Below are 25,994 nucleotides of genomic sequence, written 5' to 3'. Positions count from 1 at the left end.
CGCGACGCCGGAACGCCGCCGCCGCGAGCACGAGGGTCAGAGGGGCCGCACGCGCAGCGTCGTCACCCCGCCGTCGACGAGCAGCGACGTGCCCGTGGTCGAGCCGGAGGTCGGCCCGGCGAGGTACGCGATCGCCGAGGCGATCTCCTCCGGCGTGACCATCCGCCCGGTGGCCTGCCGCGCGTCGAGGGCGGCCCGCTCGGCCACCGGGTCGTCGAACTTCTGCAGCATCCGCGCCACGAACGGGGGTGTCGACGGTGCCGGGGCTGACGCAGTTCACGCGGATCCCCTCCCGGACGTGGTCGGTCGCCATGGCGAGCGTCAGCCCGTAGACGGCACCCTTCGTCGCCGAGTAGAGCGCGCGCTGCGGCAGCCCGTTGAAGGCCGCGATGGAGCAGAGGTTGACCACGGCGGCGTGATCCGACCGGCGCAGGAGCCCGAGGGCCGCCCTCGTCACGCGCGCGATGCCGACCACGTTCACGTCGAGCACCCGCGTCCACTCGTCCGTCGGGTTGTCCTCGACGGTGCCCACCGCACTGATGCCGGCGTTGTTCACCAGGACGTCGAGCCCGCCGAGCTCCTCCCCACCCGTGCGACGGCGCGGGCCACGGAGTCGTCGTCGGTGACGTCGCAGACGAAGCCGTGGACACCCTCGGGGAGGTCGTCGGGAGGTCGTCGGGGGCGAGATCGAGGACGGCCACGGTCGCGCCCCGGGAGGCCAGTTCGACCGCGGTGGCTCGTCCGATCCCGGACGCTCCCCCGGTGACGGCGGCGACCAGGCCCTGGTACTCGGTGGACTTCATCCTGCGATCTCGCTCTCTCTGGGGACGCGTGGACGGACGCGGCGGGTGCGCGGTCGCGCCTACGCCTGCTGGAAGGTCTGGACGGCCTCGCCGAGACCGTCGATCGCGAGGGAGACGGTGTCGCCCGCGCGGAGGTAGGGGTGGTCGGGGAGCCCGAGCGCGACGCCGGCCGGGGTGCCGGTGTTCACGAGGTCGCCGGGGTGGAGCACGAGGAACTGGCTGAGGTACCAGACGAGGTGGTCGACGGGGAAGATCATCGTGCTCGTGGAGCCGTTCTGCCGGAGCGTCCCGTTGACGCTGAGGGTCAGTCCGAGGGCCTGCGGGTCGGCCACCGCGTCGGCGGGGGCGATGAACGGGCCGAGCGGGTTGAACGTCTCGCAGCTCTTGCCCTTGTCCCACTGCCGCCGCGCTCGAGCTGGAACTCGCGCTCGGAGACGTCGTGCGAGAGCACGTACCCGGCGATGCAGGCGCGGGCGTCGGCCGGAGAGTCGAGGTAGCGCGCCTCGGAGCCGATCACGATGCCGAGCTCGACCTCCCAGTCGGTCTTCGTCGAACCGCGCGGAATGAGGACGGTGTCGGAAGGTCCGACGATCGTCGTCGGATCCTTCATGAAGACGACGGCTCTGCGGGGATCGCGGCACCGGTCTCCTCGGCGTGGTCCCGGTAGTTCAGGCCGATGCAGACGATCTTGCCGGGCTGCGCGAGAGGAGCGCCCACGCGCAGGGTCGACGCCTCCTCCGAGGACGGGGAGGCGACCGGCCGCGTGGGCCGCACGGGCCTCGGCGAAGCCGCCCCGGGCGAACCAGGCGCGATCGATGTCGGCCGTCACGGGTCGCAGGTCGTAGGCCGTGCCGTCGTTCCGGTAGACCGGGATCTCCGCGCCGACCGGGCCCAGCCGCTGGAAGTCGTCCGTCATGCTCTTCTCCTCGTTCGAGGTGCGGGAAGCGGTTCCGCGCACCAGACATCTGATGAAAACGCCGTTCGCGGCTACAGTATCGACATGGCTGACGATCAGGACCTGCGCGACGACGACGCCGCCGCAGTGCCACCGGCACCGGCCGCGGCCGACGCGCCCTCGCTGTCGGGGACGACGCGCTCGCAGACCGACGTCGTCGTGAACGACATCAAGGCGATGATCATCCGGGGCGAACTGCTCGCAGGATCCCGGCTCCCGGTCGAGAAGGACCTCGCCACCCGCCCTCGGGGTCTCGCGGAGCTCCCTCCGCGAGGGTGTCCGCGCGCTCGCCGTCCTCGGTGTGCTCGAGACGCGCCAGGGCGACGGCACCTACGTGACCTCGCTGGACGCGTCGCTGCTCCTCGCGCCGCTCGGCTTCCTCGTGGACCTGCAGTCGCCGGACGAGAGCGAGAACCTCGCCTCCGTCCGTCGCGTGCTGGAGACGGAGGCCGCCGCGCGCGCCGCGCTCCGTTTCACCGACGCGGATCTGCGCGAGGCCACCGCCGCTCTCGCCTCGATCGACGACGTCGTCGACGACCCGTCGGCGGCGGGCGACGACGTGATCATGAACGTCGACATCGCGTTCCACCGGATCGTGGCGCGCGCCTCCGGCAACCCGGCTCTGGAGGCTCTCATCGAGGCCTTCGCGAACCGGACCATCCGCACCCGGATGTGGCGTGCCATCACCGAGCAGGGCGTCGTGCCGCGCACGCACCGCGAGCACCGCGACATCCTGCGGGCCATCGCCTCGGGCGACCCCGACCGGGCACGTCTCGCCATGGCGGTGCACCTGGTCGAGGTCGAGGACTTCATCGTGCAGCACCCGTCCGACACGCCGGCCGAGCTCCCCGCGCCGACGAACGGCGCCTAGGGTCGCCCGGCCGGTCGCCACCGCGGCTACGCCTCGTCCTTCAGGAACAGCTCGACCACCGGCACCGCGACGTCCGGCCGCACGACGGGCAGCGACAGCGTGAGCGTCCCGGCCGGCTGTCCGCCGACGCCCGTGGTGAGGGCTGCGACGTCGGGCGCGATCTCGCGGAAGGTCAGCTCGGAGGCGTCGTTGAGCAGCTGCGCGTAGGCGACCTTCCCGGCGAGGCCGGGCAGGTGCACGTGCTCGAACGGCCACGCGAAGAGGTGCAGGTAGAGGCGGTTGCCGCGCTGCGTGTAGCGGGCGTCGACGGGCGGACGGTGGGCCGAGGCTCCTGCGCCGTAGATCGACCGGGAGTGGCGCTTCATCCACTCGCCGAACTCGGCGAGCGCACCCAGCGCCACCGGGTCGAGCTCGCCGCGGCCGGTCGGTCCGACGTTGAGGAGCATGTTGCCGTTCTTCGAGACGCCGTCCACGAGCATCCGGATCATCAGTTCCGGCGACTTGTGGTTGTGGTTGTCGCGGAAGTAACCCCACGACCCGTTGATCGTCTGGCAGGCCTCCCAGGGCACCTCGACCCCGTCGACCGTCATCGGCTCGGAGGGCTGGTACTGCTCCGGCGTGACGATGTCGCCGGGGATCTCCAGGCGGTCGTTGACGACGATGCCCGGCTGCAGCTCGCGGGTCAGGGCCATCAGCTCCTCGGAGCCCCAGTCGTCACGGCCCTTGCCGCCCCAGACGGGGTGGTGGTGGTCGTTGGCGTAGGAGAAGTCGTAGAAGAGGTAGTCGATCTGCCCGTAGTCGGTCAGGAGCTCGCGGATCTGCCCGTGGAGGTAGGAGCGGTACTTCGCCATGTCGCGCCCCGTGTTGAGCCGCTCGATCTCGTCCGGAGAGTCGTCGCGGCGGGGGTGGCGGCCGTCGACGGTGAAGTCCGGGTGGTGCCAGTCGAGGAGCGAGTGGTAGAAGCCGACCTTGAGGCCCTCGGCCCGGACGGCGTCGACGAACTCGCGGACGAGGTCGCGCCCCGCCGGGGTGTTCGTCGCCTTGTAGTCGGTCAGCGCGGTGTCCCAGAGGCAGAAGCCCTCGTGGTGCTTCGTGGTGAGCACCATGTACTTCATGCCGGCGTCCTTCGCGGCCCGGGCCCAGGCCCGCGGGTCGTAGAGGTCGGGCTCGAAATAGGTCGCGTAGCGCTCGTAGTCGGCGGTCGGCGTCTTCTCGAAGTTCATCACCCACTCGTGGCGGGCCGGAAGGGCGTAGAGCCCCCAGTGGATGAACATGCCGAACCGGTCGTGCGTGAACCAGGGCGCGATCGGACGGGTCTCGGTCGACGGAGCGGTGTCGAGGGTGGAGGTCATGGAGCGGTCGTCCTTTCGGAGGTGGAGCGGGGGAATCGTCGAGGAGGGGCCTGCGTCATTTGCCGCCGAGGCCGCTGGAGAGCGAGATGCCGCGCACCAGGTACTTCTGCAGGAAGATCGCCAGCCCGGCTGTGGGCACCATCGAGATCGTCGACGCGGCCATGATGAGCTGCCACTGCTTGCCGCCCTGGCCGAGGAACGCGTTGAGGCCGAGGGGCACCGTGGTGTGGGCCGGGTCGTTCACGACGATGAGCGGCCACAGGAAGCTGTTCCAGTAGTTGATGAACGTGAAGACCACGAGCACGGCGATGGTGGGTCGCACCACCGGCATGATGATGCCGAGCAGGATCCGGAGGTGGCTGGCCCCGTCGATCTTCCCGGCCTCCTCGAGCTCCATCGGCACGGTCAGCATCGCCTGCCGCAGGAGGAAGGTGCCGAAGGCCGTGAAGGCCCAGGGCACGATGAGCGCCTGGAACGAGTTCACCCAGCCGAGCTGCGTCATGAAGAGGAACATCGGGATGACGACGACCTCCTGGGGCACCATCAGCGTGCCGAGGAAGACGAAGAAGATGCCCTCGCGACCGCGGAAGCGGAGTCGGGAGAACGCGTACGCCGACATCACCGACACCACGACGACGAGCGCGGTTCCGAGGATGGCCACGATCGCGCCGTTGATCATGTACTGCGCGAACGGGACGTAGCTCCACACGTCGGCGTAGTTCTGCCAGCGCACCTCGCTGCCGATCAGGGAGGGCGGCGACGAGAACACCTCGGCTCCGGGCTTCAGGGACGTCGCGATCATCCAGATGAGCGGGATGAGGAACACGATGACGAAGAGGGTCAGGAGACCCTGCGAGATCCAGTCGTTCCGTCGCTGCCGCCGGGCGATCGCGCTGAGCGAGACCGATCCGCGGCGGACGGTGCGGTCGCTCGCGGCGAGGCCGCCGAGTCGGCGTGTGGTCGCGGGACTAGTCATAGTGGACCCACCGTTTCTGGGCGAGGAAGACCAGGCCCGTGATGATCAGGATCATGACGAAGAGCAGGACGCCGATGGCCGACGCGTAGCCGAGGTTGAAGAACTGGAAGCCCGAGCGGTAGAGGTACATGACCATGGTGGTCGTCGACGACGACGGACCGCCGTTCGTCAGGATGAAGGGCTGCGCGAACACCTGGAAGGACGTGATGAGCGTCATCGTCGCGCCGAAGAAGATCGACGGCGACATCAGCGGGAGCTTGATGCTGAAGTAGCGCCGGATCGGGCCGGCGCCGTCGATCGCCGCCGAGTCGAGGAGGCTCTCCGGGACGGCCTGGAGGGCCGAGGAGAAGATCAGCAGGTTGTAGCCGAAGCCCTGCCAGAGCGACATGATGACGACGCTGAGCATGGCCGTCTGAGTCGACCCGAGGAAGTTCGGGGCGCTGACGCCGAAGAGCTGCTGCCAGACGCTGTCGATCAGGCCGTTCGGGATGAGCATGATCTGCCACACCGCCGCGTTGGCCACCATCGGGGTGACGACGGGGATGAAGAGGAGGACGCGGTAGACGTTGGCCCCCTTCACCCGGGGCGAGATCCAGGCGGCGATCGCGAGCGAGAGAGCCAGGTTCAGCGGGACGTAGGCCACCACGAAGATCAGCGTGTTGATCACGGTCTTGATGAACGCGGGATCCTTCGTCAGGAGCTGCACGAAGTTGTCGACTCCCGCGAAGGTCGGGCTCCCGGCGAGGGGCCAGACCGTGAACGCCACGAGGACGGACGCCACGATGGGGAACGCCGTGAAGACGGCGAATCCGCCGAGGGTCGGCGCGAGGAAGGCCGCTGCCGCCGGCCCGTCGCTCCTGCGCCGCCGGCGTCTCACCCGGCCGGGGGGCTTGCCGGAGTCTTGCGTGCTCAGCTCGGTCGAACCGGGCCTGATCGCGACGGACATGACGCTCCTTTGCATCGTTCGTGGGGCGGGGAGGCGGGCTCACCCCGGCTTCGTGGCCGGGGTGAGCCCGCGGGACTACTGACCGCTCGAGGACTGGACCCCGTCGAGGAACGATTTCGCGTCACCGGAGCCGTTGATCACGGAGATCGATCCCTGCGAGTAGCTCAGGCCGACCTGCGTCCAGGTGGGCGTCGAGAGGTACGGGACGCCCTCCTTCAGGGCCGCCGTCAACGTGGCCTCGGCGCCGGGCACGGCCGCCTTGTACCAGGTCGACTGCTGCGCGGTCCGAGCCGGGAAGGCTCGACCCTGCTCGCCGAGGTAGCCGAGCGCGTCGGGTCCGGTGATGATCGACAGCGCCTTCTCGGCCGCCGCGACGTTGCCGCACTTCGAGGTGATGCCGAAGCCGGAGCCGCCGACCGCCGTCGTGACGCCGTTGTCGCCCGCTGGGACCGTCACGACGCCGACGTCGAACTTGGCCTGCGCCTTCGCGTTGATCATGTCCCACGGCCCGGTGACGTACATGGCCGCGTTGCCGCCGAGGAACTGGCTGCCGTCGCTCGAGTCGGTGGCGAGCTGAGCCGCGACCTTCTCCTTGCTGACGAGGCCGGCGTACCACTCGAGCGTCTTGACCTGTCCGGCGGAGGAGAGGTTGAGCGCCCCGTCCTTCGTGGCCGCCTGGTCGCCGCCGATCGTCGGACCCCACTGGTTGAGGGCGTCGATCTGGTTGCTGGCCGCGAAGCCGTACTTGCTGCCCTTGGTGAGGGCCTTGGCGTCGGTGAGGAACTCGTCGATCTTCCAGCCGTTCTGCGGCTCCTGCAGGCCGGCCGCCTTGAAGGCGTCCTTGTTGTAGAAGACCATGTACGGGCCGAGGTCGTAGGGGATCGCCTTCTGGGCGCCCTTCGCCTGCAGCGCCGAGATGATCGACGGGTCGAAGTCGCCCGTCGAGATCTTGGCGTCCGACAGCGTCGAGCTGTCGAGCGTCTTGAAGTAGTTCGCGAACTGCTGGACGCGGGCCATCTGAAGGCCGGCGATGCAGGGGGCGTTGGAGCCCGCGAGCTGGGTGGGCAGCTTGGTCCAGTAGTCGTTCCAGGCCGCGGTCTGCAGCTTGACGGTGATCTTGGGATCCTGCTGGTGGACGAGATCGGCGACGTGCTGCCAGGCAGCCGTCTCCGCCTCGGATCCGGCCCAGACCGACCAGTTGACGACGGTGTTGCCCGACGCGTCGGTTCCGGTGTTGGACGACGAGCTGCACGCGGACAGGGGCAGAGCCAGGGCTGCCACGGCCACGAGGCCCACGAGAGTGCGTTTCACGTTTCCTCCTCATTGAGGTCGCCAGGGCCTGCCCGACCAGAGGTTCGAGCGGTTCCCGCAACGGGTGAATCTGAAATGGATCAGATGATTTCTTATTCTCTCGGGCTCTATTCGCCGTGTCAATGACATTTCGAGCCGATTTACCCCGACCGTTACCGTATTGATAGGATGTTTGCCTAGAATTGATCTGACCACCCCCCACACTTCTCGACAAGGATCGACGATGACCCCCTTCGACACGCAGAACCACCGCGACTACCTCTCCCTGATCGAGGAGGTGATCGCCCAGGGGCCCCACGACGACGCGTGGGAGACGCTCGGGACCGAGGCCCCGCAGTGGTACCAGGACGGCAAGTTCGGCATCTTCATCCACTGGGGCCCGTACGCGGTTCCCGCCTTCGGGAGCGAGTGGTACCCGCGCCACATGTACCAGAAGGACGAGCCGACCTTCCAGCACCACCGCGAGACCTACGGCGACCAGGCGTCGTTCGGCTACAAGGACTTCATCCCGGAGTTCCGCGCCGAGAACTTCGACCCCGACGCCTGGGCGCGCCTGTTCCGCCGGGCCGGAGCGCAGTTCGTCGTCCCGGTCGCCGAGCACCACGACGGCTTCCCGATGTACGACTGCTCCTTCACGCGGTGGAAGGCGACCGAGATGGGCCCGAAGCGCGACGTCGTCGGCGAGCTCGCGACGGCCGTCCGCGCCCAGTCGATGGTGATGGGAGCGTCGTCGCACCGCGCCGAGCACTGGTTCTTCTTCAACGGCGGTGCGACCTTCGACTCCGACGTGACCGATCCCGCCTACCTCGACTTCTACGGTCCCGCCCAGCGCGAGGAGTCGCAGCCCTCGAACGAGTTCCTCGAGGACTGGCTCGTCCGCACCTGCGAGCTCGTCGACAAGTACCGGCCGCAGCTGATCTGGTTCGACTGGTGGATCGAGCAGCCGGCCTTCGCGCCCTACCTGCGGAAGTTCCTCGCCTTCTACTACAACCGCTCGGTCGAGTGGGACCGCCCGGTGGCCGTCAACTACAAGTTCGACGCGTTCCCCGAGGGCACGGCCGTCTTCGACATCGAGCGGGGTCAGCTCTCCGCGACCCGCGCCGACTTCTGGCAGACCGACACCTCGGTCTCGAAGAACTCCTGGAGCTACGTGGACGACCACGACTACAAGGGCGCGAACGACCTCATCGCCGACCTCGTCGACATCGTCAGCAAGAACGGAGCCCTCCTGCTCAACGTCGGACCGAAGGCCGACGGGACCATCCCGCAGCCGGAGGTGGAGCTGCTCGAGACGATCGGCGCCTGGCTCTCGACGAACGGGGAGGCCATCTACGGCTCCCGGCCCTGGGCCATCCCGGGCGAGGGCCCGACGCGCGTCGTCGAGGGGGCGTTCACGGACACGGCGCGCCAGCCCTTCACCACGCGGGACATCCGCTTCACGACGGGACGCGGAGACCTGTTCGCCACCGTCCTCGCCCCGGTCGGCGACACCCTCACGATCACCTCGCTCGGGACGGCCTCCGGCCTCTTCCCCCGCGAGATCCACCGCGTGGACGTCCTCGGCGCCGGGGAGGCGGCGTTCACGCGCGACGACAGCGGCCTGACCGTCGAGATCCCGGAGGCCGTGCGCGGCACGCTCGCGGTCGTGCGCATCCGGCCGGCCGTCGTCGTGCCCGAGGTGCACCGCATCGGCCTCACCGCAGACCACCACCTCGACTGAGCGGTGAGAGGGCGGGTCGGAGGCGACTCCGGCCCGCCCTCTCGCACGTCGGGGACGTCGCGCCGTCAGCGGGACAGGGCGTAGAAGCGCTTCGCGGTGCCGCCGAGGACGGCCTCCCGCTCGGCCGTCGACCAGGTCGTGAAGATCGCCGAGAGGGCGTCCCAGCAGCGGTCGTAGCCTCCGGCCGTGATCGACACCGGCCAGTCGCCGCCGTACATCAGGCGGTCCGCCCCGAAGAGGTCGAGGGCGGCGTCGACGAAGGGGCGCACGCTATCGGTCGACCAGGCCGCAGGATCCGCGGTGGCCGAGTAGAGGCCCGACACCTTCGCCGAGACGAGCGGGTTCTCGGCCGCCCGCGCCATCAGGTCGCGCCAGAGCGTCCCCGGCCAGCGCCCGCTCGCCGGATCGTCGATCGGCGGTTTCGCGAGGTGGTCGACGACGAGGCGCAGCCCGGGGTGCCGCTCGCCGATCCCGGGCAGGTGCTCCAGGTGCCGAGGCAGGACGGCGACGTAGTCGAAGGGCACACCGGCCTCCTCGAGGACGCCGAGCCCCTCGTCGACCTCGGGGCGCAGGATCCAGTCGGGGTCGGCCCGGTCGTGGATCAGGGTGCGGACGCCGACCACGCGCGGGTCGCGTCGCAGCGCGGAGAGGCGGTCCCGGGCCTCCTGCGGTCGATCGAGGGGCACGTACGCGACGACGCCCCGGACCTCCGGGTGGGCGTCGGCCGCGCGGAGCATCCCGTCGGTGTCGGCGTCGCTGTCGTCCGCCTGGACGAGCACCACGGAGTCGACCCCCGCGCGCCGGAGCGACGGGGCCACCTCGTCGAGGTCGAACGAGCGGAAGATCGACGGCACGCTGTCGTTCGGCCACGCGTAGTCGACGCGCTCGAGGTCCCAGACGTGCACGTGCGAGTCGACGACCACGGCTGCCTCAGGCGACGCGCGACGAGGCGAGACGCTCGCGGTCGGCGACGACCGCCACGTCGTCGGACTCGCGCGCGGAGACCCAGTACGACCCGTGTGGGAACGAGTACTCCGCGACGGAGCCCTCGTACATCTCCGCGCTGTAGCCGGGCGCGGTCGGCAGCGTGTAAGCGCCGTCCTCGACGATGCAGGGTTCGACGAAGTGCTCGTGGAGGTGGTCGACGAACTCCGTGACGCGCCCCTCGAGCGAGCCCGAGACGGCGACGTAGTCGAAGATCGAGAGATGCTGGACGAGCTCGCAGAGCCCGACCCCGCCGGCGTGAGGGCAGACCGGGACCCCGAACTTCTTGGCCAGCAGGTAGACCGCGAGGATCTCGTTGATGCTGCCGAGACGAGCGGCGTCGAGCTGGCAGAAGTCGAGCGCACCCGCCTGGAACATCTGCTTGAAGAGCACCCGGTTCATGCCGTGCTCCCCCGAGGCGACGCCGATCGGGCTCACCGCGCGCCGCACGGCCGCGTGACCGAGCACGTCGTCGGGGCTCGTCGGCTCCTCGATCCAGAGCGGCTTGAACTCCGCGAGGGAGTTCACCCACTCGATGGCCTCGGGGACGTCCCAGACCTGGTTGGCGTCGATCATGAGGTCGGCGTCCCAGCCGATCACCTCGCGGGCGATCCGGAGGCGGCGGTGGTCGTCCTCGCGGTTCGCTCCGACCTTCAGCTTGATGTGGCGGTACCCGGCGTCGACGGCCTCCTGGCAGAGGCGCCGGAGCTTCGCGTCGGAGTATCCGAGCCAGCCCGCGCTCGTCGTGTAGCAGGGGTAGCCGCTGCTCTCGAGCTCGGCGATCCGCTCTCCGCGCGTGGGGGCGAGCTCGGTCAGGAGCGCCACCGCCTCGTCGCGGGTGAGCGCGTCGGAGAGGTAGCGCAGATCGGCGACCTCGACGAGCTGCTCGGGCGTCATGTCGGTCAGGAGCCGCCAGAGCGGCTTCCCGGCGACGCGGGCGGCGAGGTCCCAGACCGCGTTCATCACGGCGGCGAGCGCGAGATGGATCACGCCCTTGTCCGGCCCGAGCCAGCGGAGCTGCGAATCTCCCTGGAGCTCGCGGTAGAGGCCGCCGAGGTCGTTCACGATCTCGTCGACGTCGCGCCCGACCAGGGGCAGGGCGCGCTGCTCGGCGGCCGAGACGCAGAGGTCGTTGCCCCGGCCGATGGTGAACGTGAAGCCGTAGCCGCTCAGGGCGGGGTCGTCGGTGCGGAGCACGACGTAGGCGGCGGAGTAGTCGCCGTCCTTGTTCATGGCGTCGGAGCCGTCGGCCGACAGCGAGGTCGGGAACCGGACGTCGAAGGTCTGGACTGCGGTGATGATGGTCATGAGCGGGAGCCGTTCGGTGTCAGGGGGACGTCGGCGGAGACGGAGCGCTCGTCGAGGAGACCTCTCGCCACGAGGTCCGGCCAGAGGTCGTCGGGCACGTCGACGGAGAATCGTCGGACGTTCTCCTCGGCCTGGCGTCGGTCGCGCATCCCCAGCACGACGGACACGACGGCCGGGTGGCGTCGGGGGAAGGCGAGTGCCGCCTCCGGGAGCGTGACGCCGTGCTCCTCGCAGACGTCCGCGATCGCCCAGGCGCGCTCGAGCAGGGCGGGCGGGACCCGGTCGTAGTTGTACATGGCGTCGCGGGGTGGTCTCGCCGTCGCCAGCAGCCCGGAGTTGTAGGCCCCGGCGGCGACGATTCCCACCCCGTTCTCCAGCGCGGCCGGTATCAGGTCGTCGAGCGCACCCTGCTCGAGGAGCGAATACCGGCCGGCCAGCATGATGAGGTCGACGTCGGCGCGACGCACGAACTCGGTCGGCAGCGCCGACTGGTTCATGCCGGCACCGATGGCCCCGACGACTCCCTGCTCGCGGAGGTCGACGAGCGCCGGGAGGGCCTCCCGGATCACCTGCTCGCCGAAGTCGTCGGGATCGTGCACGTAGACGACGTCGACCCGGTCGAGCCCGAGCCGGTCGAGGCTCGACTCCAGCGAGCGCTTGACTCCGTCGGCGCTGAAGTCCCACTGCCGGCGGAGGGTCGCCGGGACGGCGAAGCCCTCGTCGTCCTGCGACGTCCCGCCGCCGGGGTTGTCCACGAGCAGTTTCCCGACCTTGGTGGAGATCGTGAACTCGTCGCGCGGCTTCTGCCGGAGGAGGGCGCCCAGACGGCGCTCGGAGAGGCCGAGACCGTAGTGGGGGGCCGTGTCGAAGTACCGGACACCAGCCTCCCACGCGGCGTCGAAGGCGCCTCTCACGTCCTCGTCGCTGACCTCCCGATAGAGGTTGCCGAATTGAGCGGCACCGAACCCGAGCTCCGTCAGGTCGACCCCTCGCCCTTGAGTTGTCACGTCCACGCTGTTCTCCCGATCAGTCTTTCGATCAAACATATGATCTATAACGAGCATAGGGGCAGATTATGTCGAAGTGAAGCCGTGACTTCGTCTAAACATCCGCTGAATCTCTCGCCATGGCTTCGGTGGCCTGTGCGACGGCCTCCTCCAGAGCCCCCTCGGCCTCTTCGCCGCGTCGGACGACGCGGTCGTAGAGGTCGTCGAGGACGGCCACGAGGACGGGCAGCTCCTCGACCATCGGCAGGGGCCGCGAGTTCTCGTGAGCCCTCTCGAAGAGCGCGAAGGCGGGGCTCCTCCGCAGGATGCCCGGATCCCGCCAGGTGCCGAGCCGGGTGCCCGACGATCCGGCCCGCGTCGTCGCGAGGTCCCCCCGCTCGGAGAGGCACTCCCGGGCGACCGCCCACGCCTCCTCGACGTGCCGCGCCCCGGAGGTGACCGCGAGGGCCCAGAACGCGTTGACCACGGTGGTGGCGGACCCGTCGTCCGCCGTCGGGGCGAGCGCCACGCCGACGCGCCCGGCCACGCGGCTCCCCGGCCCCTCCGCCGCGTGGGCGTAGCCGGCCCAGTTGAGCATGAGCGCGACGCGACCCGCCGCGAAGGCGGCCCCGCTGTGCACGCTGTCGAGGTCGATGGCCTCGGGCGGCACGGTGGGATGCTCGACGAGGTGACGGCGCAGGAAGGCCAGGGCCTCGACTCCTGCGCGCCCGCCGAAGGCCGGTCGACGACCGTCGAGCACGTCGCCGCCCCGGAGCCGGATCTGCGTCACGAGGTCGTAGACGTCGTTGTGTCCGTCGGGAGCGCCGGCGAAGACGGTGCCGAAGAGGTCGTCGTCGGGGCGGGTGAACCACGAGGCCTGCCGTTCGAAGTCGCGCCAGGTCCGAGCCGGGACGAGGTCCTCGCCGAAGCGCTCGCGATAGGCGCGTCGCTCGTCGGGCGACTCGAAGAGGTCGCGCCGATAGACGAGGAGGGGCGGCCCGTCGTGGAAGGGGAGACCCCAGACGCCGGCGCCGGTCGTCGCCTCGACGGAGATGGCTTCGGCGGAGGCGAACGCGACGACGTCGGTGAACGCCGACGACCACGCCTCGGGCCACCCCTGAGGCGGAGAAGCGGAGAGCAGCGGGTCGAGAGCCCTGATCGCCCCGCGTGCCGCCAACCGCGGCAGCCAGTCGGCGGGGACGAGCACGAGGTCGACGTCGCCGCTCGCGCAGGCGTCGGTGTCGAAGAGGGTCCGCTCGAGCTCGGAGAGAGAGAGCCAGCGGTCGGCGAGGAGGCCGGGCGGCAGCTCCTGCGCCCGGATGGACGCCTCGAAGCTGTCGCCGGAGCGTCCGAGCAGGGTGGCGGTCATCGCGTCTCCTTCGTCGCCGCGCGGCCGCTAGCCGACCACTCATCCGATCTTAGGGGGGCTTCCTTCGTGAGATGAGCCCCTGAGTTGAAGTTTGGCCGTAATCATCAGATGATTAGAGGGCCATCGTCAAGGGAGACACATGCTCAGCGCCAACTACGTCGGGAACGGCACCATCGATCTCCGCGAGGCCGTGCCCCGCGACCCCGGACCGGGCGAGGTCCAGATCGAGGTCGCCTACACCGGCCTCTGCGGGACCGACCTCCACATCCTGCACGGCCACATGGACGCCCGCGTGTCGCTGCCCGCCGTCATCGGCCACGAGATGTCCGGTCGCGTGGCCGCGGTCGGCGCAGGAGTCACGGCCTGGGCTCCGGGAGACGCCGTCACCGTGATGCCCCTCGACTGGGACGGCACCTGCCCGGCGTGCCTCGCCGGCAACGAGCACATCTGTCAGAACCTCGACTTCATCGGCATCGACTCCCCCGGTGCCCTGCAACCGCTGTGGACCGTGCCCGAGGGCGTGCTCGTCCGCCTGCCGGACACCCTCTCGCTCGAGCACGCCGCGCTCGTCGAGCCGGTCGCCGTCTCGGTGCACGACGTGCGGCGCTCCGGCCTCGTCCCGGGAGAGCGCGCCGTCGTGATCGGCGGGGGCCCGATCGGCGTCCTCATCGCCACCTCCGCCCGGGAGTTCGGCGGCGAGGTCGTCGTCGTCGAGATCGACCCGACCCGCCGCCAGGCCGTCGCCGACCTGGGCTTCACGACCCTCGACCCCACCGCCGTCGACCAGGTCGCCTGGGTCACCGAGTGGACGGACGGCGCCGGAGCCGACGTCGTCTTCGAGGTCTCCGGAGCCGCGGCCGCCGTCCTCGGCGCGACGGCGCTCTGCAAGGTCCGCGGGCGCCTCGTCGTCGTCGCCATCCACCCCGATCCGCGACCCGTCGACCTCCAGCGTCTCTTCTGGCGCGAACTGACGATCATCGGCGCGCGCGTCTACCGGCGCGAGGACTTCGAGACGGCCGTCGACCTGCTCGACCGCGGCGTCGTTCCGGCCGAGCACCTCATCACGTCGATCGTGCCGCTCGATCGGACCGCCGACGCCTTCGCCGAGCTCGCCGCCGGCCGCGCGATGAAGATCCTCGTCGACGTGCAGTCCGGCCGCGAGGCGTCGCCGGCCGGTGCCGGGACCGCCGTGTCCGCATCCGGGTCCGCATCCGCCTCGTCCGCCGCGGGGGGCGCCGCGTGACCGGACCGTTCGACCTCACGGGCAAGCGCGCCGTCGTCACCGGCGCCAAGCGCGGGATCGGCCTCGCCATGGCCGTGGCCCTCGCCGAGGCCGGAGCCGACATCGTCGGTGTCAGCGCCACCCTGGAGCCGTCCGGCAGCGAGGTCGCCGCGCGCGTCGAGGCCCTCGGGCGGACGTTCGAGGCCCACGCCGTCGACTTCGCCGACCGAGCCGCGGTCGAGGACTTCGCCCGGCGCGTCCAGGCCGACGGCCCTGTCGACGTCCTCCTCAACAACGCCGGGACCATCGAGCGGTTCCCCGCCACCGAGCACCCCCTGAACCGCTGGGACCACGTGATCGACGTCGACCTCTCGAACCAGTTCGCGCTCACCCAGGCGATCGGTCGGGGGATGCTCGAGCGCGGCTCCGGCAAGATCGTCTTCACGGCGTCGCTGCTCAGCTTCCAGGGCGGCATCAACGTCGCGGCCTACACGGCGGCGAAATCGGGGGTCGTCGGCCTCGTGAAGGCCCTCTCGAACGAGTGGTCGGGGCGCGGTGTCCAGGTGAACGCCATCGCACCGGGCTACATCCGCACCGACAACACGCAGGCCCTGCAGGACGACGAGGCGCGCTCGCGGGCCATCCTCGACCGGATACCGGCCGGCCGGTGGGGTCGCGCCGACGACCTGGCGGGCGCCGCGGTGTTCCTCGCCTCGAGCGCGTCCGACTACGTGTCGGGGATCACCCTGCCCGTCGACGGGGGCTGGCTCGGGCGGTGACGGCTCCTGCCCGCCCGGGGACGACGCGCGACCGTCCGCGCCCGTCGCCCCGCCCTGGGACCGGGGTGCGGACGCGTGAGTAAGGTGGTGTCACCAACCGACCCGGAGAGGGGATCGTGAAGCCGCTGACCGAGGAAGACATCCGTTCGTCATTCGTGAACGCGATGCCCGGCGACCTCGATCGCCTGCCGATCCCCGGGCTCCACGAGATGCTCTGGGACGAGCGCGAGTTCCTCGGATGGCGCGACAGCCAGGCGCATCTCCGCGGTTACATCGTCCACTGGATGGACGACCGGCCCGTCGGCCTCGTCGTCCGGACGGCCTCCAGCGCCCTCCGCCCCGGCATCGCCGCGATGTGCTCCCTCTGCCACTCGCCCCAGCCCGCCACGCAGGTGCGGCTCTTCACCGCGCCCCGCGCGGGCGAGGCCGGCCTGAACGGCAACACGCTCGGCACCTACATCTGCGAGGACCTCGCGTGCTCGCTGCTCATCCGCGTCGCCCCACCGCACCTGAACCCGCCGTCGCGGATCGCGGAGCGCGCAGCGGGGCTCGCGGAGCGCGTGCAGAACTTCACGGCCGACATCATGAAGACGGCCTGACGCACGCTCAGAACGCCGTGCTGGGGAGATCCTTCTCGTCGTCGACGATGGCACGGACGATGCGCTCCGCGACGGCGTCCGGGGAGTGGCTCTCGCCGAAGGCGGGGGCCTCGCCGGCGATCGGGTGCTTCGACAGCTCCGTCTCGGTGTGGCCGGGGCGGGCGTCGAGCAGTCGGATGCCGCTCCGGCGGTACTCCCTCGACGTGGCCTGCACGAAGGCGCCGAGCGCCGACTTCGCCGCGGAGTACGCCGCCATCCCGCTCGTGGGCGCCTCCGAGACGACGCCGCTGAGCGTGATCACGAACGGCTTCCGTCCGGCCTCGGAGGAGGCGGCGAGCGGTGCGAAGGAGTCGCGGATCACCCGGATCGGCGCGAGCGCGTTGATCGCGAAGAGCTCGTCGAGGGTGTCGTCGGCGAGTGTCGACGCCGGGCCGAAGGCCACGGCACCGGCCGCCACGATCACGCCGTCGAGGCGGCCGTGGGCCGCCAGCGCGGCCTGGACGAGGGAGCCGGCTCCCGCCCTGTCGCGGAGATCCGCCAGGTAGGCGTTCTCCCCCGTGAGGCCGCCGGCGGGGCTCCCGCCGCGGACCACCACGGCGCCGCGTTCTTCGAGGAGGGCCGCGATCCGGGAGCCGAGACCGCCGGATGCGCCGAGGACGAGGACGACCGCGTCGTCGAGTTCTGTCATGCGGTGCACGGTACCCGCCCGCGCGTGACCGAAGACCCATCCGGCTCGCAGACTGGACGCGTACTTTTCTCTCAACGAACGCCGCACCGCCCAGGTGACGCGTTCTCGAAAGGTGTCGTCATGAAGAAGTCGCAGCTCCGCTGGGTCCCCGCCCTCGTCGTCCCCGCCGTGGTGATCGCGGGCGCGGTGGCGATCCCGTCGATGGCCAACGCCGATGTCCAGCTCCCGTCGAAGTCCGCGGCCGGCATCGTCGCCCTCGCCGAGAAGAGCGTCGGTACGTCCTTCTCCGGCAGCGTCACGCAGACCGCCGATCTCGGTCTCCCCCAGGTTCCCACCTCGGCGCTCGGCTCATCGGCCAAGTCCGGTGTCGACGGCGTCCTCGCGCAGCTGACCGGGACCCATAAGGCCAAGGTCTACGTCAAGGGCACCACGGCCTCCCGGATCCAGACCCTCGACGACCTCGCGGAGCGCGACGTCACCCGCAACGGCGACTCCGTGTGGGCCTACGACTCGAAGGCGAACACCGCCCTCCACGTCACGTTGCCGTCCGGCTCCTCCGCAGAGTCGGCCCCCTCGACCGCGACCCTCCCCACGCCGACCGAGGTCGCGCAGAAGGCCCTCGACGCGATCGGCCGCTACACGACCGTCGCGACGAGCAGCAACGTCCTGGTCGCCGGACAGAAGGCGTACCAGATCACGCTCACGCCGAAAGACTCCACGACCCTCGTCGGCAGCGTGACCCTCGCCGTCGACGCGACGACGGGCGTTCCGCTCAAGGCGGTCATCGACGCCCGCGGCCAGGCCGCTCCCGCCTACTCGGTCGCCTTCACGTCGATCGACTACTCGACGCCGTCCGCCGACACGTTCGCCTTCAGCCCGCCGAAGGGCGCCACGGTGACCGACAAGACGGTGCCGTCGGCCCGCTCCCACGCCAAGCACCCCGGTGCGCTCTCCCAGGGCGACGCCACGGCGAACGCCGAGCGCAAGGCCTCCGAGAAGGCGGCCCGCGCCGAGGCGCGTCCGACCGTGATCGGCTCCGGCTGGAGCTCGATCATCGCGGCCACGCTGCCGACCGGTGCTCTCACGTCGCTCTCCGAGGGCTCGGGCTCGTCGTCGCAGCTCCTCGACCAGGTGCTGAAGCCCGTCGCGGGCGGCAAGGTCGTCCAGACGTCGCTCCTCTCGGTCTTCCTCGCCGACAGCGGCAAGGTCTACGTCGGGTCGGTGAGCGCCGCCGATCTCGAGGCGGCCGTCGCCGCCCAGAAGTAGCGGCGGTGGCAGACTCGCTCGCGATCGAGACGACGGCTCTCACGAAGCAGTTCGGTCGTCAGCGAGCCGTCGCCGATCTCGACCTGGCCGTGCCCTCGGGCAGCGTCTTCGGGTTCCTCGGTCCGAACGGCTCGGGCAAGACCTCCACGATCCGCATGCTGCTCGGGCTCACCAGGGCCACGAGCGGCGAGGTCAGGATGCTCGGAGGCGACATGCCCCGGAGCCTCCACCGGGTCCTCCCCCGCGTCGGGGCCCTCGTCGAGGGTCCGTCGTTCTACCCGTTCCTCTCCGGCCGCGCCAACCTCCTGCGACTCGACACCGCCGACCGCGACGCCCCAGGCGCCACACGGAAGGCGCGGGTCGACGCCGCCCTCGAACGGGTCGGCCTCGGGCACGCCGCCGACAAGAAGGCCCACGCCTACTCGCTCGGCATGAAGCAGCGTCTCGGGATCGCGAACGCGCTCCTGATGCCCCGCGAGCTCCTCATCCTCGACGAGCCGAGCAACGGGCTCGACCCCCAGGGCACCCGCGAGGTCCGCACGCTGATCGGCTCCCTCGCCGGCGAGGGCACCACGATCTTCGTCTCGAGCCACCTGCTGTCCGAGATCGAGCAGATGTGCACGCACGTGGCCGTCATGAGCGCCGGTCGGCTCCTCACCCAGGGCACGCTCGACGAGCTGCGCGCCCAGGGCGTCCAGCGGGTCAGCGTGGTCACGCCGGACGGCGAGGTGGCGGCCGCCGTCCTGCAGCGTCTCGGGCTGCATCCTGCCCCCGCCGACGCGGGGCACCCGGTCCGCGCCGACACCGTCACCGCCGAGCTGACCGCCGGAGGTCCCGCCCCGGAGAGCATCTCGGCCGCCCTCGTCGCCGAGGGCGTGCGGCTGCGCGGATTCCAGGTCGCGGGAGCGAGCCTCGAGGACCGCTTCGTGGATCTCACCGGAGAGGGGTTCGACGTTGCCGGATGACACGCAGGACGCCCGCGCCGTGACACCGCTCGCGACCGCCCCGGCAGCAGCGGCCGCCTCGGCCGACTCGGCCGAGGTGAGGCGCCCCGGCCTCGGACTCGCCTTCCTCCTCTCCGAGATCACTGTGCTGTTCCGCCGCACCCGGACCATCGCGATGCTGGGCGCCCTCGCGCTCATCCCGATCCTGCTGGCGATCGCCGTCAAGGTGACGACGTCCGGCGACAGCGGTCGCGGGCCGGCCTTCCTCAGCCAGATCACCGGCAACGGGCTCTTCGTGTCGTTGACGGCGCTGACGGTGTCGATCCCGCTGTTCCTCCCCCTCACCGTCGGCGTCGTCGCCGGCGACACGATCGCGGGCGAGGCCGGACTCGGCACTCTCCGCTACCTCCTGGTCGCGCCGGCCGGGCGCGTGCGGCTGCTCCTCGTCAAGTACGCGGGGGCGGCGCTCTTCTGCTTCGTCGGCACCCTGGTGGTCGTCGTCGTCGGGGCGCTCATCGGCGCGCTCCTGTTCCCGATCGGGCCGGTGACGCTGCTCTCCGGGCAGCAGGTCGGTTTCGCCGATTACGCGGGCCGGATGCTCCTGCTGGCCCTCTACGTCACCATCTCGCTGCTCGGCCTCAGCGCCATCGGACTGTTCATCTCCACGCTGACCTCCGTGCCGGTCGGAGCCATGGCCGCCACGATCGTGCTCTCGACCGTCGCGCAGATCGTCGGGTCGCTGCCGCAGCTGTCGTTCCTCGCGCCGTACCTCTTCACGAACTACTGGCTCGGCTTCGCGGACGTGCTGCGGTCGCCCATGTCGTTCGACAACTTCCAGGCGAACGCGCTGCTGCAGCTCGGCTACGTCGTCGTGTTCGGCTTCCTCGCCTGGGGGCGGTTCAGCACCAAGGACATCCTGAGCTGAGGCTCGCATGCGAGGTCGGGGCGGCACCGTGAGGGAGCGCGCCTCTCGACGCCGTGTACCCCGTCGACCGCGCGACGGCACGGTGTCATCGGCCCTCCGCGGCCGGTGCGCTCCCGCCGCCGACGACGGCTGGGAGCGGACCGCGAGCGCCCGAGTACGGTCGCACCCGAGCGGGCACCCACCCGCAGAAGGAGATCCCCACCATGACCACCGACCTCACCGGACGCCGCGTCCTCGCCATCGTCACGAACTACGGCATCGAGCAGGACGAGCTCGTCGTCCCCGTCCAGCACCTCCGCGACGCCGGAGCACTCGTCGACATCGCCGCCGTGACGAAGGACGAGATCGTCACCCTCGTCGGAGACAAGGACCCCGGGCAGACGCTGACGCCCGACCTCACCCTCGACGACGTCGACGCCGCGGGCTACGGGCTCCTGCTGATCCCCGGCGGCACGATCAACGCCGACACCCTCCGGACCGAGGCGCGCGCGCTCGAGCTCGTGCACGCGTTCGTCGACTCCAAGCGACCCGTCGCCGCCATCTGCCACGCCCCGTGGGCCCTCGTCGAGGCGGGCGTGCTCGACGGCAAGAAGCTGACGTCGTTCGCCTCCGTGCAGACCGACGTCAAGAACGCCGGCGGCGACTGGGTCGACCAGGCCGTCGTGCGCGACGACTCCGCGGGATGGACCCTCGTGACGTCGCGGAGCCCGGAGGACCTCCCCGACTTCCTCGGGCAGATCGACGGCGTGCTCGGCGAGCTCGAGGTTCCCGAGCAGCCCCGCTACTGAGTCGCGGACGAGCTAGCGCTCGCCCGCCTCGAAGCGCCCCGGTCCGAGCGGCAGCATCGGGGCGCTGTACGTCAGGACGCCCTCGTCGCCGGGCGAGACGGTGGCCTCCGCCTCGCCGAAGCGCAGTCCGCGCGCGAAGAGGAAGACGCCGACGACGGCCGGCTCGTCGGCCGACACGACCCAGGTGCCCGTTCCCCACTGCGCCGGCTGGCCGCGGCCGTCGATGACGACGGTCGGCTTCGGGAAGAGGCCCACGCGGGGCTTCCGGAGGGTGAGCCGGATGCGGCGGGTGGCGCGCGCGGACGGACCCTGCGGCTCCTGCTCGCTCACGGGGTCGGCTCGCCGGCCGTCAGCCGAGACGCGCGGCGAGCTCGGCGTCGGTCGGCTCGACCAGGTGCGAGCCGTCGGGGAAGACGATGACCGGGATGTTCGTGCGACCGCTGATCGCGCGGGCCCGGTCGGCCCCGTCGTCGACCTTCTCCAGGTCGACGTAGTCGTACTGCACGCCCTCGCGCTCGAGCAGGGCCTTGGAGCGGCGGCAGTCGCCGCACCACTCGGCGCCGAACATCAGGATGCGGTCGGGGGCGCTGTCGCTCGTCATGCGACCACGATACCCCGGGGCTCCGGCCGGGCGGCGGGCCGCTGCTCGTCGCTGCACCGCGAGACTCCACGACACGCCACGCTGCGTCGAAGGTGAGCGGCGCGTTGTGGAGTCTCGGCGGGCCGGGCCGCACGCGCCCGCCGTGAGACTCCACGACACGCCACGTCACCCCGAACATGAGCAGCGAGTCGTGGAGTCTCGGCGGGCCAAGCGGGTCAGGGCGCGACGACCTCGACCGTGCGGCCCGTCCGCACCGACTCCTGCGCGGCCAGCACCACGCCGAGCGTCCGCAACCCGACCGCCAGGTCGGGCTGCGGCTGCTCGCCCGCCCGCACGGCGGAGAGGAACACGTCGAGCATCGCCTCGTCGAAGTTCGGGCCGTAGGTCCGCACGATCGCGGCGCCGGTCCGGGCGTCGAGGCCGCGCGCGGCGGGGCCGAAGAAGTCGATGTCGACGGTCCCCGCGGATCCTGCGACCGAGAGCTTCAGTCCTCCCCAGATCGGCGACGTGTCGGGCTGGCTCCAGGAGCAGTCGATCGCGGCGACGACCCCGTCGGCGTAGGTGAGGGTGACGAGACCGGCCGTCTCGGCGCGGGCTCGGGCGGCGTGCAGCTTCGTGTTCGCCACGGCCGTGACCGAGGCCACGGGCACTCCTCGCAGCGCATCGAGCAGATCGGCGATGTGGACCACGTGGTCGACGAGGGCACCGCCGCCGGAGAGCTCCGGCTCCGTGAACCACGACCGCGCCAGCGGCAGCATCCCGTTGTTGCTGCCGCGGATCGCGAACACCTCGCCGAGGGCCCCGCCCTCGTGGGCGGCGCGCAGCCGGTCGAACGTGCCCGCGAACCGCACCGGGAACGCCATCATGAACGGCACCCCGGCCTTCTCGACGGCCGCGCGCATGGCGAGGCCGTCCTCCCAGGACGTCGCGAGGGGCTTCTCGCAGAGGATCGCGGCTCCTGCGCCGGCGGCGAGCTCGACCAACTCGCGGTGGCGGGCGTTCTCGCTCGTGACGATCACCGCATCCGGCCCCCAGGCGAGGAGGTCGTCGTAGGTCTCCGCGTAGTCGACGCCCAGGGCGTCGGCGAGCGCGCGGCCCCGCACCTCACCGGGCACGAGAACGTCGGGGACCGCAGGATCCGAGACGCGCACCTCGACCCCCGGCATCTCCCGCAGGGCGGCGGCGTAGCCGAGGGCGTGCGTGTGCGCGAACGACATGATCGCGACCTTGAGCGGGGCGACGGGGGCCGACGGGGCGGGCGGCGTGAGGGGCGTGACGGTCGCCATGTCAGCGCACCTCCGGCTCGAGCGCGACCGGCTGGCCGGTCGCGAGCGACTCGAGGGCCGCGTTCGCGATGCGGACCGCGATCCGGCCGTCGTCGGCCGTCACGCGCGGTGTCGCGCCGCCCCGGAACGCGGCCGCGTACTCGCGGAGTTCGAGGAAGTAGGGGTCCTCGGTCGGGTCGACCTCCGGCATCAGCCCGTTCGCCGCGTCGGGCGAGGCGAGATCGGCCGTGTAGTTCTGCTCGGCGAGGGAGGAGTGGGCGAGGCTGCCGAGGGTCCCGGTGACGGAGTACTCCGTCGTGAACCGGAGGTGCTGCGGTCCCCAGATCCCGGCCACGTGGCTGATGGCGCCGGAGGCGTGGGTGAGGAGCACGTGCGCCGCCTCGACGGGGTGCTCCGCGTCGCCGCGGCGGGTCGACACGGCGGAGACGCGGACGACCTCGCCGGCGACCCACCGGGCGATGTCGAGGTCGTGGATCATCTGGTCCATGATGATGCCGCCGGAGAGCGCGCGGTCGCCGAACCAGGGCGTCCGCGTCGGGAAGGCACCCGACCGGGAGAAGCGCAGGACGGCCAGATCGCCGAGGATCCCCTCGTCGACCGCCTCCTTGAGCCGGACGTACTCGGGGAAGAACCGCACGACGTGGGCCGGATAGAGCTGCCGGCCCGCCGCGCGCGCGGCCTCGACGAGATCGAGCGCGTCGGCGTCCGTCCGCGCGAGGGGCTTCTCCGAGACGACGTCGAGACCGGCCGCCAACGCCTTCTTCACCACGGCGTGGTGGGTGTAGGTGGGGGTCGCGACGTCGACGAAGTCGACGCTCGCCAGCAGCTCGTCGAGGGTGTCGACGACCTGCCCGCCGTACTGCGCGACGAGGGCGTCGGCGCCCACCTCGGAGTAGACGAGCACGGTCGCTCCGAGCCGGAGCAGGTTGGGCAGGTGGGCGTGCGCGATGCCACCGGCACCGACGAGGCCGATGCGCAGGGGTGTGTCGGTCATGAGAACTCCTTCGGCGGGGATGGGACGGAGGCGGGAGGGGAGACGAGGGTCGAGCCTGGCGCGCGGGAGCCCCGGGCCACGGGTCCGAGCAGGAGCGCGGCGCCCTCCAGCCCGGCGCCGGGGCCGACGAGCGACTGCTCGATCAGCGGGGGCACGCGCCACCCGAGGTGCTCGGCGACGCGGGCTCGAAGCGGCACCAGGAGCCGCTCCCCCGCTTCCCCGAGGCCGCCGCCGATCACGATGGCGGTCGGGTCGAGGAGGGCGGCGAGGCCGGTGATGCCGGTGGCGAGGGCGCCGACGGCGGCGTCCCAGACCCGGGCCGCCACCGGATCGTCGTCGACGGCCTCGGTGATCTCCCGGGTGAGACCGGTCGAGGTCCCGCCCTGGGCGCGGTAGCGGCGGACGATGGCGCTTGCGGACGCGTAGACCTCGATGCAGCCGCGCTGACCGCAGGTGCACAGCTCGCCGTCGGGCACGACCTGCACGTGCCCGAACTCGCCCGCACCTCCGGTGGCCCCCTGGACGACGACGCCGCCGGTGACGATCGCGGCGGAGATGCCCGTGCCGATCGGGACGAAGACGAACTCGTCGCCGTCGCGCCCCGCGGCGATGCGCGCCGCCCGCTCGGCCCGCGCCGCGGCACGGCCGTCGTGCTCCAGGGCCACGGGGACGCCGAATCGCTCCGTGAGGATGTCGACGAGCGGGAGGTCCGACCAGCCGAGGTTCGCGGCGAAGCTCACCCTGCCGTGGACGGGGTCGACGAGTCCCGGGGACGCGACGCCGATGCCGGCGAGGCGACGCCCGCCTCCGGCGATGGCGCCCTCGAGCCGCCCGACGAGCGCGGCGAGCGATTCGACGGCGCTCGACTCGACGCCGAACGTCGGCACGGTCAACCGGTCGAGGAGGGCGCCGCGGTCGTCGAACGCCGCGCCCTTGATGGTCGTCCCGCCGATGTCGACGGCGACGACGGCGGTGTCCGCAGGATGCCCGGGGTCGCCGTGTGCGAGGTCCGTCACCGTCAGGCCGTCCTCACGTCGTCGGCCGTCTCGCGGAGGAGGGCGTCGATCCGGGCGGGAGCCAGCACCTCGTCGAGGGCGAGGAGCGTCGCGCCCCGGATGCCCGCCACCCGGGCGTCCCTCGTCGCCCGGACCTCGAGGTCGTGGGCGACGAGGGGCAGGCACTTCTGGAAGAGCTCGGCGCGGATCGCCGCCACCAGCGGGAGCGACGCGGACATGGATCCGGCGAGCACGACCTCGCGCGGGTTGAAGAAGTTGACGATGCCGGCGAGGGACTGGCCGATCATGGCCCCGGCCTCGCGGAGGGCGTCGAGCGCGAGCGGTTCGCCCCGGGCGCCGAGGGCGACGACGTCCGACGCCCCGGCCGCGTCGAGGCCGAGGGCGCGGAGCTTCGCCGCGATCGCCCCGCCGCTCGCGACCGAGTCCAGGCAGTTCGGGACGCCGCAGGTGCAGGCGATCACGGACTCCCCCGCGACGGCCATGTGGCTGATCTCGCCGGCCGCTCCTCCGATGCCGCGGTGCAGGCGGCCGCTGGCGAGGATCCCGCAGCCGATGCGCGTGCCGATCTTGATCGCGAGGAGCTGGTTCTCGTCGGTGCGGCCCCGCTCGGTGCTCTCGTAGAGCGCGATGAGGTTGGCGTCGTTCTCGACGAGGACGGGAGCGGGGGTGTGCCGGGCGAAGAGCCCGGGCAGGTCGGCCTCGTGCCAGGTGGGCCGGAACGACGGCGTGACGACGCGGCCGCTCGGGTACTCGATGGGGGCGGGGATGCCGATCGCGGCTCCGCGGAAGCGATCGGGGTCGAGCCCCGCGACGGCGGCGAGCTCGTTGATCGCCGCCCAGAGGGCGTCGACGGTCTCCGCAGGATCCTCGGAGACCCCGACCGCGCGGGTCGCGTCGGTGTCGCTGTCGGCGAGCACCCGGCCGGCGAGGTCGCTCAGCACCACGCGCACGTGGTTCGCCCCGACGTCGACGCCCGCGACGAATCCGGCGTCGCCGGCGAGCGCGAGCCTCCGCGCGCGACGGCCGCCCCGGGAGTCCTCCGTGCCCTGCTCGCGGACCAGCCCGAGCGCGACGAGCGCCTCGACCCGGAGCGACACGGTCGACGGGGCCAGACCGGTGGTGCGCGCGAGGGTCGACCTCGACATGGCGTCGCTCGACCGGATGAGCCGGAGGACGTCTCCCGCGGACCCGGCGACGTAGTCGGAGTCCTGCAGATGGTTCGGGTTCATGGCGTCACTCTAGCGTCAGAAATCGAACGAAGTACCCCCGAAATCGACTGTTTACATTTGGTGATCGAACGGTAAT

25 protein-coding genes and 2 pseudogenes are annotated in these 25,994 nt (G+C 71.3%); 9 read left to right on the top strand and 18 right to left on the bottom strand.

The features are described 5' to 3' along the window. Positions 1-36: 36 nt before the first annotated feature. The 3 genes and pseudogenes from AS850_RS04155 to AS850_RS16915 form a co-directional block, all read right to left on the bottom strand. Positions 37-803, bottom strand: a pseudogene (locus tag AS850_RS04155) (SDR family NAD(P)-dependent oxidoreductase). A gap of 59 nt (positions 804-862) precedes the next feature. After that, positions 863-1,719 (bottom strand): annotated as a pseudogene (locus AS850_RS04150) (fumarylacetoacetate hydrolase family protein). A 95-nt stretch (positions 1,720-1,814) separates the two neighbouring features. Next, positions 1,815-1,943, bottom strand: coding sequence for a hypothetical protein (locus AS850_RS16915; protein ID WP_257788670.1), 129 nt, complete (start codon positions 1,941-1,943; stop codon positions 1,815-1,817). A gap of 116 nt (positions 1,944-2,059) precedes the next feature. On the opposite strand from AS850_RS16915, the gene AS850_RS04145 reads away from it, so the two are divergent. After that, entirely contained in the window at positions 2,060-2,629 is a 570-nt protein-coding gene (locus AS850_RS04145; RefSeq protein WP_236940815.1) for a FadR/GntR family transcriptional regulator, read from the top strand. A 26-nt stretch (positions 2,630-2,655) separates the two neighbouring features. Here AS850_RS04145 and AS850_RS04140 read toward each other — a convergent pair whose 3' ends face one another. From AS850_RS04140 to AS850_RS04125, 4 genes are all read right to left on the bottom strand, one after another. After that, complete coding sequence (locus AS850_RS04140; RefSeq protein ID WP_119867990.1) at positions 2,656-3,981, bottom strand: alpha-L-fucosidase; 1,326 nt, start codon at positions 3,979-3,981, stop codon at positions 2,656-2,658. Between the two features lie 55 nt (positions 3,982-4,036). After that, complete coding sequence (locus AS850_RS04135; RefSeq protein ID WP_119867989.1) at positions 4,037-4,957, bottom strand: carbohydrate ABC transporter permease; 921 nt, start codon at positions 4,955-4,957, stop codon at positions 4,037-4,039. Continuing rightward, the gene (locus AS850_RS04130; RefSeq protein ID WP_119867988.1) at positions 4,950-5,903 is read right to left on the bottom strand and encodes a carbohydrate ABC transporter permease; all 954 of its coding nucleotides are present in this window, start codon (positions 5,901-5,903) and stop codon (positions 4,950-4,952) included. The genes AS850_RS04135 and AS850_RS04130 overlap by 8 nt, the downstream gene beginning before the upstream one ends. A 75-nt stretch (positions 5,904-5,978) precedes the next feature. Further along, the gene (locus AS850_RS04125; RefSeq protein ID WP_119867987.1) at positions 5,979-7,214 is read right to left on the bottom strand and encodes an ABC transporter substrate-binding protein; all 1,236 of its coding nucleotides are present in this window, start codon (positions 7,212-7,214) and stop codon (positions 5,979-5,981) included. Between the two features lie 223 nt (positions 7,215-7,437). Here AS850_RS04125 and AS850_RS04120 point away from each other — a divergent pair, with 223 nt between their 5' ends. Then, positions 7,438-8,934: an alpha-L-fucosidase gene (locus tag AS850_RS04120; protein ID WP_119867986.1), complete on the top strand. Its 1,497-nt coding sequence runs from the start codon at positions 7,438-7,440 to the stop codon at positions 8,932-8,934. Positions 8,935-8,999: 65 nt separating this feature from the next. Here the strand turns inward: AS850_RS04120 and AS850_RS04115 are convergent, their stop codons facing one another. The 4 genes from AS850_RS04115 to AS850_RS04100 all read right to left on the bottom strand — a co-directional run bounded on the left by AS850_RS04115 (position 9,000) and on the right by AS850_RS04100 (position 13,581). Further along, positions 9,000-9,857, bottom strand: a complete 858-nt coding sequence (locus AS850_RS04115) for an amidohydrolase family protein (RefSeq protein WP_119867985.1) — start codon at positions 9,855-9,857, stop codon at positions 9,000-9,002. A 7-nt stretch (positions 9,858-9,864) separates the two neighbouring features. Continuing rightward, positions 9,865-11,226, bottom strand: a complete 1,362-nt coding sequence (locus AS850_RS04110) for an L-fuconate dehydratase (RefSeq protein WP_119867984.1) — start codon at positions 11,224-11,226, stop codon at positions 9,865-9,867. After that, complete coding sequence (locus AS850_RS04105) at positions 11,223-12,233, bottom strand: aldo/keto reductase (protein WP_236940814.1); 1,011 nt, start codon at positions 12,231-12,233, stop codon at positions 11,223-11,225. Before AS850_RS04105 ends, AS850_RS04110 begins: the two co-directional genes overlap by 4 nt. A 94-nt stretch (positions 12,234-12,327) precedes the next feature. Then, a complete protein-coding gene (locus tag AS850_RS04100; RefSeq protein ID WP_119867982.1) occupies positions 12,328-13,581 on the bottom strand; it encodes an extracellular solute-binding protein in 1,254 nt (417 codons plus the stop codon). A gap of 139 nt (positions 13,582-13,720) precedes the next feature. On the opposite strand from AS850_RS04100, the gene AS850_RS04095 reads away from it, so the two are divergent. The 3 genes from AS850_RS04095 (at position 13,721) to AS850_RS04085 (ending at position 16,181) form a co-directional block, all read left to right on the top strand. After that, the gene (locus tag AS850_RS04095) at positions 13,721-14,824 is read left to right on the top strand and encodes a zinc-dependent alcohol dehydrogenase (protein ID WP_119867981.1); all 1,104 of its coding nucleotides are present in this window, start codon (positions 13,721-13,723) and stop codon (positions 14,822-14,824) included. Then, a complete protein-coding gene (locus AS850_RS04090) occupies positions 14,821-15,582 on the top strand; it encodes an SDR family oxidoreductase (RefSeq protein WP_119867980.1) in 762 nt (253 codons plus the stop codon). The genes AS850_RS04095 and AS850_RS04090 overlap by 4 nt, the downstream gene beginning before the upstream one ends. Positions 15,583-15,698: 116 nt before the next feature. Next, the gene (locus AS850_RS04085) at positions 15,699-16,181 is read left to right on the top strand and encodes an FBP domain-containing protein (RefSeq protein WP_119867979.1); all 483 of its coding nucleotides are present in this window, start codon (positions 15,699-15,701) and stop codon (positions 16,179-16,181) included. A gap of 7 nt (positions 16,182-16,188) precedes the next feature. On the opposite strand, the gene AS850_RS04080 is transcribed toward AS850_RS04085, so the two are convergent. After that, the gene (locus tag AS850_RS04080; protein WP_119870112.1) at positions 16,189-16,869 is read right to left on the bottom strand and encodes an SDR family NAD(P)-dependent oxidoreductase; all 681 of its coding nucleotides are present in this window, start codon (positions 16,867-16,869) and stop codon (positions 16,189-16,191) included. Positions 16,870-16,989: 120 nt separating this feature from the next. On the opposite strand from AS850_RS04080, the gene AS850_RS04075 reads away from it, so the two are divergent. From AS850_RS04075 to AS850_RS04060, 4 genes are all read left to right on the top strand, one after another. Then, positions 16,990-18,135, top strand: coding sequence for a LolA family protein (locus AS850_RS04075; RefSeq protein ID WP_119867978.1), 1,146 nt, complete (start codon positions 16,990-16,992; stop codon positions 18,133-18,135). Between the two features lie 5 nt (positions 18,136-18,140). Further along, on the top strand, positions 18,141-19,100 hold the full coding sequence (locus tag AS850_RS04070) for an ATP-binding cassette domain-containing protein (RefSeq protein ID WP_119867977.1): 960 nt from the start codon (positions 18,141-18,143) through the stop codon (positions 19,098-19,100). Continuing rightward, the gene (locus AS850_RS04065; protein WP_442856897.1) at positions 19,090-20,004 is read left to right on the top strand and encodes an ABC transporter permease; all 915 of its coding nucleotides are present in this window, start codon (positions 19,090-19,092) and stop codon (positions 20,002-20,004) included. Before AS850_RS04070 ends, AS850_RS04065 begins: the two co-directional genes overlap by 11 nt. Before the next feature lie 203 nt (positions 20,005-20,207). Beyond that, positions 20,208-20,792 carry a DJ-1/PfpI/YhbO family deglycase/protease gene (locus AS850_RS04060; protein ID WP_119867975.1) on the top strand — a complete coding sequence of 195 codons (585 nt, stop codon included), beginning with the start codon at positions 20,208-20,210 and terminating at the stop codon, positions 20,790-20,792. A gap of 12 nt (positions 20,793-20,804) precedes the next feature. On the opposite strand, the gene AS850_RS04055 is transcribed toward AS850_RS04060, so the two are convergent. The 6 genes from AS850_RS04055 to AS850_RS04030 all read right to left on the bottom strand — a co-directional run bounded on the left by AS850_RS04055 (position 20,805) and on the right by AS850_RS04030 (position 25,918). Continuing rightward, on the bottom strand, positions 20,805-21,122 hold the full coding sequence (locus AS850_RS04055; protein WP_119867974.1) for a hypothetical protein: 318 nt from the start codon (positions 21,120-21,122) through the stop codon (positions 20,805-20,807). Between the two features lie 19 nt (positions 21,123-21,141). After that, positions 21,142-21,393 carry a glutaredoxin family protein gene (locus tag AS850_RS04050; protein WP_119867973.1) on the bottom strand — a complete coding sequence of 84 codons (252 nt, stop codon included), beginning with the start codon at positions 21,391-21,393 and terminating at the stop codon, positions 21,142-21,144. A 215-nt stretch (positions 21,394-21,608) separates the two neighbouring features. Continuing rightward, positions 21,609-22,679 (bottom strand): Gfo/Idh/MocA family protein, encoded by a 1,071-nt coding sequence (locus AS850_RS04045; protein ID WP_119867972.1) that lies wholly within the window; start codon positions 22,677-22,679, stop codon positions 21,609-21,611. Between the two features lies 1 nt (position 22,680). Beyond that, entirely contained in the window at positions 22,681-23,673 is a 993-nt protein-coding gene (locus AS850_RS04040) for a Gfo/Idh/MocA family protein (protein WP_119867971.1), read from the bottom strand. Continuing rightward, complete coding sequence (locus AS850_RS04035; RefSeq protein ID WP_119867970.1) at positions 23,670-24,689, bottom strand: ROK family protein; 1,020 nt, start codon at positions 24,687-24,689, stop codon at positions 23,670-23,672. Before AS850_RS04035 ends, AS850_RS04040 begins: the two co-directional genes overlap by 4 nt. Before the next feature lie 2 nt (positions 24,690-24,691). Then, positions 24,692-25,918, bottom strand: a complete 1,227-nt coding sequence (locus AS850_RS04030; RefSeq protein WP_119867969.1) for an ROK family transcriptional regulator — start codon at positions 25,916-25,918, stop codon at positions 24,692-24,694. Positions 25,919-25,994: the final 76 nt, after the last annotated feature.

This window comes from Frondihabitans sp. 762G35, from assembly GCF_002074055.1.
In the GTDB taxonomy this organism is placed as follows: domain Bacteria; phylum Actinomycetota; class Actinomycetes; order Actinomycetales; family Microbacteriaceae; genus Frondihabitans.
This window is presented reverse-complemented; position numbering and strand designations above follow the sequence as displayed.